This window comes from Aeromonas sp. QDB25, from assembly GCF_027707725.1.
In the GTDB taxonomy this organism is placed as follows: Bacteria; Pseudomonadota; Gammaproteobacteria; order Enterobacterales; family Aeromonadaceae; genus Aeromonas; species Aeromonas caviae.
Genome location: NZ_JAPCIZ010000051.1, coordinates 24637 through 30984 on the forward strand (window position 1 = coordinate 24637; position 6348 = coordinate 30984).

Sequence of the window (6348 nt, forward strand, 5' to 3'; positions counted from 1 at the left end):
CGCGAGCAAGCGCACGTTTATGAGCGGGCTCAAGGGAGGCAGGAGGTCAGTCCGTGTTGCCTACTTGACCCAGTCGGCCAGCATCTCTGCGTTCAGCTCGGCAAGAGAGCGCAGCTCGTGGTTGGCGATGGCCAGACGGGGATCGCCGACCAGCGCCGGGTCCGGCACGATCAGCGCCGTCATGGAGGCTGCCTTGGCCGCCAGCAGGCCGGTGAAGCTGTCCTCGATGGCGAGACAGTGCACAGGCTCGACGCCGAGCTTCTCGGCGGCGTGGATATAGACATCCGGGTGGGGTTTGCCAAAGCGCTCCACCTCGGCGGAGTGGACCGCCATGAAACGGTCCTGGATGCCGAGTTTGCCGAGCACCGCCTCGACCATGGCAAACGGGGAGGAGGTGGCGAGCCCGATCTTGAGCCCTTGGGCCTCGATGAGGTCGAGGGCTTCCAGCACCCCGGCCTTGGGTTGTCCCTCTTGCAGGATGAGCGCGATCACCTGATCCAGAATGCGCTGTACCACCTCTTCCTGGCTGGGGCTGCTCCAGGGGCGGATCCGGTACCAGTGGGCCACCAGCTGATCGATGCGCACCCCTATGGTGGAGTTGCAGTCCTCCTCGGTGTGGAAGTGGCCCAGTTCGGCGAAGACGGCCATCTGGGCCCGTTGCCAGAAGGGTTCCGAGTCGATCAGAACACCATCCATATCGAAGATCACGGCAGTTAACATCTTGTACTCCTGACATAGGTGAAGGGGGGATTATAAGCCCGGTGCTTCAATGGGAAAGGGGCAGTCACCTGCCCCTTGCGTCGGATCACGCAGATAAACGTTTGTTTTTGCGTGGTAAAGCGGAGTGCCTAGAACAGTACCTCGACCCGGGCTGCCACCGTCTTGGCCTGCTCCACGGCTTCCTGGCAATCCTGCCCACGGGCGAGCGCCACCCCGAGGCGACGACGACCTGCGATCTCCGGCTTGCCAAAGAGACGCAGCTGGGCACCCGGCACCAGGGCCAGTGCCTCGCCAATCCCCTGATAGCGGATATCCTGGCTGTGGCCTTCCCGCAGCACCACGGCAGAGGCGCTCGGGCCGTACTGGGTGATGGTGCCGACGGGCAGCCCCAGGATGGCGCGCACGTGCAGGGCGAACTCGGAGAGATCCTGGGAGATCAGGGTCACCATGCCGGTGTCGTGGGGGCGGGGGGAGACTTCGCTGAACCACACCTCGTCACCCCTGATGAAGAGCTCGACCCCGAACAGACCGTAGCCGCCAAGGGCTTCAACCACCTTGGCCGCCACCTCCTTGGAGCGGGCCAGGGCCAGCTCGCTCATGGCCTGGGGCTGCCAGGATTCGCGGTAGTCACCATCCTCCTGACGATGGCCGATAGGCTCGCAGAAGTGGATGCCATCGACCGCGCGCACCGTGAGCAGGGTGATCTCGTACTCGAAAGGAACGAAGCCTTCGACAATCACCTTGCCACGACCGGCACGGCCCCCCTCCTGGGCATAGGTCCAGCTTTCATCCAGCCTGGCGAGATCGCGCAGCAGGCTCTGCCCCTTGCCGGAGGAGCTCATCACCGGTTTGACCACGCAGGGGAGGCCGATGGCCTCGACGGCGGCCACAAACTCCTCCTTGCTCTGGGCAAAGCGGTAGGCAGAGGTGGGCAGCCCCAGGGTTTCGGCGGCGAGGCGACGGATCCCCTCCCGGTTCATGGTGAGCTGGGTGGCGCGGGCATTGGGCACCACCTTGACCCCTTCCTGCTCGAGGGCGGCCAGGGTGTCGGTGGCGATGGCTTCAATCTCGGGGATGATGAGGTCGGGCTTGACCTCGGCCACCAGGGCGCGCAGGGCGGCACCATCCAGCATGTCCAGCACACGGGCCTGGTGGGCCACCTGCATGGCGGGGGCGTTGGCATAGCGGTCGGCGGCGATCACCTCGATACCGAGCCGCTGCAGCTCGATGGCGACCTCCTTGCCGAGTTCGCCTGATCCCAGCAGCAGGGCGCGGGTCGCAGTGGGGCGGGTGGCGGTTCCAAACATCTGATCTCTCCTGAGGTCGGTGGTCAGCAGGGCTGATCCGGGTGAGCAAAAAAAGAGGCACGCATGGCGTACCTCAGGAAGTGGGTGGGTGGGCGCGCTGCTCCAGATGGGTGAGCAGGGTGATGGCGCCGATGATGATGGCCGCCCCCAGCCACAAGCGACCGGGGGGCGCCCAGCCAAATACCAGCCAGCCGGCCAGCACGTTCATGGGCAGCTTGGCAAAATCAAAAGGTTGCACGAAGGAGGCCTCCGCCACGCTGTAGGCGCGGGCGATGGACATCTGGGCCAGTGCCGACAGTACGCCCGAGGCGGCCACCAGCAGCCACTGGGTTTCGCTCGGCCACTGCCATTCAGGGATCGCCAGCATGGCGTTGAACGGGGTGCTGAAGACGAGCAGGTAGACGACGATGGTGTGGGACGACTCGCTGGCCGCCTGATAGCGCACCAGCAAGGAGTAGCCTGCCCAGAAGAGGGCGGCCGCCACCGGCAGCAGGGAGGCCAGGGTGAAGTCGTCGGTCCAGGGGGCCAGGATCAGCATGGCGCCGACAAAGCCGGCCAGGGTGGCCAGGATGCGGGCCCGGCTCACCTGCTCTTTGAGAAAGAGGGCTGATCCCAGGGTGGCAAACAGGGGGGAGGTCATCAAGAGCGCGATCCCCTGCCAGATGGGGACGGGGACCGCCAGGGCCCAGAGCCAAAACTGGATGCCGGTCACCGCAAGGGCGACCCGCAGCAGGTGCAGGCGCAGCTGGTTCGTCATCAGGGACTGGCGCAGACCGTGGCGCACCAGCCAGGGCAGCAGGCAGACCAGGGCGATCAGATATTGGTGAAAGGCGACCTGGGTCGAGGGGAGGCCGAGCTTGAAGCTGACATACTGGCTCAGGCTGTTGACGGCGGCGAAGCAGAGGCCTGCCACCATCATCCAGACGGCGCCGGCAAAGGGGGAGTGCCTGCGGGAGGAGGTCATGAGATCCGGATCACGTACAAAAAGTGCGGCGGATCATAACGGCAATCGTTTGTCATGCCAAGGGTGCGGAGTTTGATGAGCCCCTCTCCGCCGAGGAAATGCACAGACATCAAATTTTTTGAATGACTTGAGCATCTATTTTCGCTATCAGGCTTTAATGCCAGTCTTTATAGTGACCTCCATCGACAGCCTGGCTGTTCAATTGACAATCAAATGGAGTTTCACCATGGCCAATATCCTCGTTCTGAAGTCCAGCATCCTGGGCCAGTATTCCCAATCCAACGCCCTGATCGACGGCTACCTGGCCGAGCGCCAGGGTGACACCATCCAGGTACGCGATCTGGCGACCCTGAACCTGCCGGTGCTGGACGGCGAGCTGGCCATGGGCCTGCGTGGTGGCGAGAACCTGAACGAGCGTCAGCAAGCGGTGCTGGCCCAGTCCGACGAGCTGGTCGCCGAGCTCAAGGCGAGCGATCTGGTGATCATCGCGGCCCCCATGTACAACTTCAACATCCCGACCCAGCTGAAAAACTGGATCGATCTGGTGGCCCGTGCCGGCGTGACCTTCCGTTACACCGAGACCGGTCCGGTCGGCCTGGTAGAGAACACCCGCGCCCTGGTGGTCAGCCCCCGTGGCGGCATGCACGTGGGCAATGCCACCGACCTGGTGACCCCCTACATGCGTACCGTGCTGGGCTTCATCGGCATCACCGAAGTGGACTTCATCTATGCCGAAGGCATGGGCATGGGGCCGGAGGCGCAAGCCAAGGGGATCGAGCAGGCCAAGGAGCAGCTGGAAACCCTGGCTTACTGATGCGACTCGGGGCCTCCCCAGTATCCTGAAACAACAACGCAGCCCTCGGGCTGCGTTGTTGTTTTTGGGCAGTCATCGCGCTCTGGCGTCGTTATTCGCGCAGGAAGTGGCGGCAGCCGCTGCCGACCATCAGAAAGACCGCCACGAGGGAGGCCAGCAGCAGGGTGGTGAGCCACTGCTCGGCGCTGTTGGGGACCTGGGGGAGGAAGAGGCTGATCACCAGCAATGTGCAGAGGGTGATCAGGCTGGTTGGTCGAATGAGGCGCATCATGGGTCATCCTTGGCTGCGGGTGGTGAACAAGAGGCTAACCGCGGTCTGTGACAACAAGATGTATCCATACCTCTTGCGAACATCAACGGACCGGGTAGCCACCACCTTAGCAGCTTTTGCCGACGGAGCCAGCGGCATGGGTCGGGTTGTGATCCGGATCCCTATCTGAACTGCTTCTGATCTTCCTGATAGTGAAAATCGCCACTGGCCAGCCTGGCAACCAGGGCCTCTTGATCGAGATCCTGCGCCCGGCAGAGATCATCGAGATCCTCGTAGTGATCACGCAACTGCATGTTGACCAGGCTCAGCAGCATGTTGACATCCATGGTGGCAAAGTTGTTCAGCTTCATGAGGGTTGCTCGTTGTCCAGCAGGTGAAGTTGTTCGATGGCATCGCTGACGCTCTGCAGGTGCAGGCGAATGCTCTGGCGCGCCTCGGCCGGCAGATAGTCGGTGAGAGTGTGCTGCCAGCTTCCCGCCTCCGTCTTGAGCTGCTGGAACAAGGTGAGCCCCGCCGGGGTGAAGGAGACCAGGCTGATGCGCTTGTCCTGCACGCTGTTCTCGGTGAACAGGATGCCTTTCTCCACCAGACGATGGATCTCGCGGGAGATCCGTACCTTGTCCATGCCGCTCGCCTCCACCAGCTCCTTCTGGCTGATGGGGTAGTGGGGGCCGAGCACCATCATCAGGCGCCACTGGGGCACGGTGAGTTGGTACCGCTGCTGATAAAACTGTTCAAAGGTATCGCGCACCATCTCAGCGGCGTGAACCAGCTGATAAGGAGGGTAGTGCGCGAGCAGCTCAATGATCTTCGACATATGACATCCTGCTGTGGCGGCTGCATCGGGTGCAGTTTCTCTTGATACTTTGGCCTTGATGATACGTAACACAGGGGCATTTGTCTGACCAGTCACCAGAAAAATGTGCGTTTGCGCACGTGTTCTGTCATCGAATCGGCAATTGGGGTCTCAACTGGCCTGCTTGCCCGCACTCTTTCGCAGCCATATCAAGGCGTTGTGGGTCAGCCAGGCCTCGCGACTCTGCAAGGCGTAGAGCGCCGCCTCGTCACGGCTGCCTCCCTGCCAGCGGCGAGGCTCCTGCTTGGGCAAGCGGCGCTGGCCCAGCAAAGTGGCGGGCACATGGGGATTGACCTCCATTGCCGCCGCCAGATGAGGGCGCGCCGCCGCTTCCCCTTCGCAGACAAAGCTCATCAAGGCCTTGTTGTAAAGCAGCCAGCAGGAGGCTTCATCAAAGCGCACCAGCAGTTGTTGCAGGGCATCCCATTCCCCTTGCCAGGCATAGAGGGTGGAGAGGGGGTGGCGGCAAGCGGGCTCGTCGGCGCGACAGAGGGCGAGCAGGGCCAGGTACTCATCCCGTGCCTGCCCAAGCTGCCCAAGTCGCAGCAGGCAATCGGCTCGACCGGCCCTGGCCGCGATCAGAGGGCGTGCCTCGGGGACCTGCCAGCCATGGCCCGCGTGGGCTTGCCAGAATGCCTCATCGAACAGGAGGTTGGCATCGGCAATGATGCGCTCGAACCAGCCAAGGCGAGCGAGGGGATCGCGGCTCTCTGCCGCCAGCTCGAACCACTGCTGCCACTGGCGAGTCTGCTCGTTGTCCAGGGACGGGCTCTCTTCAGGCTCGGCCTCGTAGTGATCCTGGCCGAGCAGGAGGTTGAGGGCCGTCTTCATCTGCTGGCGTTGACGCTTGCAAAAATCGAGGAAGGGGGGCTCGCTGGCCGTAGCCTGGTGCAGCATCATGGCCATGGGCTTGTCGCGAAACAGGCAGAGCTCGGCCACCAGGCTGAAGCGATAGCGGGTCGCCGGATCGTTCAGGTCGGTCGGCGCCGGCCAGCAGGCTACCCCCTGACTGAAGCCATAGCTCCATTGGCCCAGAGGATGGCGCTTGTCAAACACCTGCTCCGGGTTGTCGGTAGAGAGGCGACACTGGCTCGGCAGGGCCAGCTGCGCGTCGTCGGCCTGGGCTTCCAGCTCGGCGATCAGGTGATGCAGCGCCTCGGCACTCTTCTCGTCCAGCGCCGCATCATGAGGCAGCAGGCCGGCCAGCGGATCTTGCCAGTCGGGGGCTACGGGCCCCGCCAGACGGGCGCACAGGAAGCCGTGCAGGGCGGGGTAACTCATCTCCTGCTGGCTGTGGGTCTGGATCCATCTTAAATGCGAAAGGGGACTCCCTCCGACGTAGGTGGGAGGGGAATTTCGCCGGGGCGTCAGCCCCGCTGGTTTTGAATGTATTGCTTGATCACCTCCAACGGTGCT

General features: G+C 63.2%; 8 protein-coding genes. 1 reads left to right on the top strand and 7 read right to left on the bottom strand.

Going from position 1 to position 6348, the window contains the following annotated elements:
- Positions 1-60 precede the first annotated feature (60 nt).
- From hxpB to PG883_RS16305, 3 genes are all read right to left on the bottom strand, one after another.
- On the bottom strand, positions 61-720 hold the full coding sequence (gene hxpB / locus PG883_RS16295) for a hexitol phosphatase HxpB (RefSeq protein ID WP_069785071.1): 660 nt from the start codon (positions 718-720) through the stop codon (positions 61-63).
- A 128-nt stretch (positions 721-848) separates the two neighbouring features.
- Positions 849-2027, bottom strand: a complete 1179-nt coding sequence (purT, locus tag PG883_RS16300) for a formate-dependent phosphoribosylglycinamide formyltransferase (protein ID WP_041211381.1) — start codon at positions 2025-2027, stop codon at positions 849-851.
- A gap of 73 nt (positions 2028-2100) precedes the next feature.
- On the bottom strand, positions 2101-2991 hold the full coding sequence (locus PG883_RS16305; protein ID WP_104455889.1) for a DMT family transporter: 891 nt from the start codon (positions 2989-2991) through the stop codon (positions 2101-2103).
- A gap of 226 nt (positions 2992-3217) precedes the next feature.
- Here PG883_RS16305 and PG883_RS16310 point away from each other — a divergent pair, with 226 nt between their 5' ends.
- A complete protein-coding gene (locus PG883_RS16310) occupies positions 3218-3805 on the top strand; it encodes an FMN-dependent NADH-azoreductase (protein WP_010674635.1) in 588 nt (195 codons plus the stop codon).
- A 91-nt stretch (positions 3806-3896) separates the two neighbouring features.
- Here the strand turns inward: PG883_RS16310 and PG883_RS16315 are convergent, their stop codons facing one another.
- The 4 genes from PG883_RS16315 to PG883_RS16330 form a co-directional block, all read right to left on the bottom strand.
- Complete coding sequence (locus tag PG883_RS16315; RefSeq protein ID WP_010674636.1) at positions 3897-4076, bottom strand: hypothetical protein; 180 nt, start codon at positions 4074-4076, stop codon at positions 3897-3899.
- Between the two features lie 161 nt (positions 4077-4237).
- A complete protein-coding gene (locus tag PG883_RS16320) occupies positions 4238-4426 on the bottom strand; it encodes a DUF4250 domain-containing protein (protein WP_010674638.1) in 189 nt (62 codons plus the stop codon).
- Positions 4423-4893 carry a MarR family winged helix-turn-helix transcriptional regulator gene (locus PG883_RS16325; RefSeq protein ID WP_010674639.1) on the bottom strand — a complete coding sequence of 157 codons (471 nt, stop codon included), beginning with the start codon at positions 4891-4893 and terminating at the stop codon, positions 4423-4425. The genes PG883_RS16320 and PG883_RS16325 overlap by 4 nt, the downstream gene beginning before the upstream one ends.
- Positions 4894-5043: 150 nt before the next feature.
- Positions 5044-6213 (bottom strand): UPF0149 family protein, encoded by a 1170-nt coding sequence (locus tag PG883_RS16330; protein WP_010674640.1) that lies wholly within the window; start codon positions 6211-6213, stop codon positions 5044-5046.
- Positions 6214-6348 lie beyond the last annotated feature (135 nt).

Coding starts and splice junctions, on each gene's coding strand:
- hxpB (WP_069785071.1), bottom strand. CDS start 720: ATGTTAACTGCCGTGATCTTCGATATGGATGGTGTTCTGATCGACTCG.
- PG883_RS16305 (WP_104455889.1), bottom strand. CDS start 2,991: ATGACCTCCTCCCGCAGGCACTCCCCCTTTGCCGGCGCCGTCTGGATG.
- PG883_RS16330 (WP_010674640.1), bottom strand. CDS start 6,213: ATGAGTTACCCCGCCCTGCACGGCTTCCTGTGCGCCCGTCTGGCGGGG.
- PG883_RS16310 (WP_010674635.1), top strand. CDS start 3,218: ATGGCCAATATCCTCGTTCTGAAGTCCAGCATCCTGGGCCAGTATTCC.
- purT (WP_041211381.1), bottom strand. CDS start 2,027: ATGTTTGGAACCGCCACCCGCCCCACTGCGACCCGCGCCCTGCTGCTG.
- PG883_RS16325 (WP_010674639.1), bottom strand. CDS start 4,893: ATGTCGAAGATCATTGAGCTGCTCGCGCACTACCCTCCTTATCAGCTG.
- PG883_RS16315 (WP_010674636.1), bottom strand. CDS start 4,076: ATGATGCGCCTCATTCGACCAACCAGCCTGATCACCCTCTGCACATTG.
- PG883_RS16320 (WP_010674638.1), bottom strand. CDS start 4,426: ATGAAGCTGAACAACTTTGCCACCATGGATGTCAACATGCTGCTGAGC.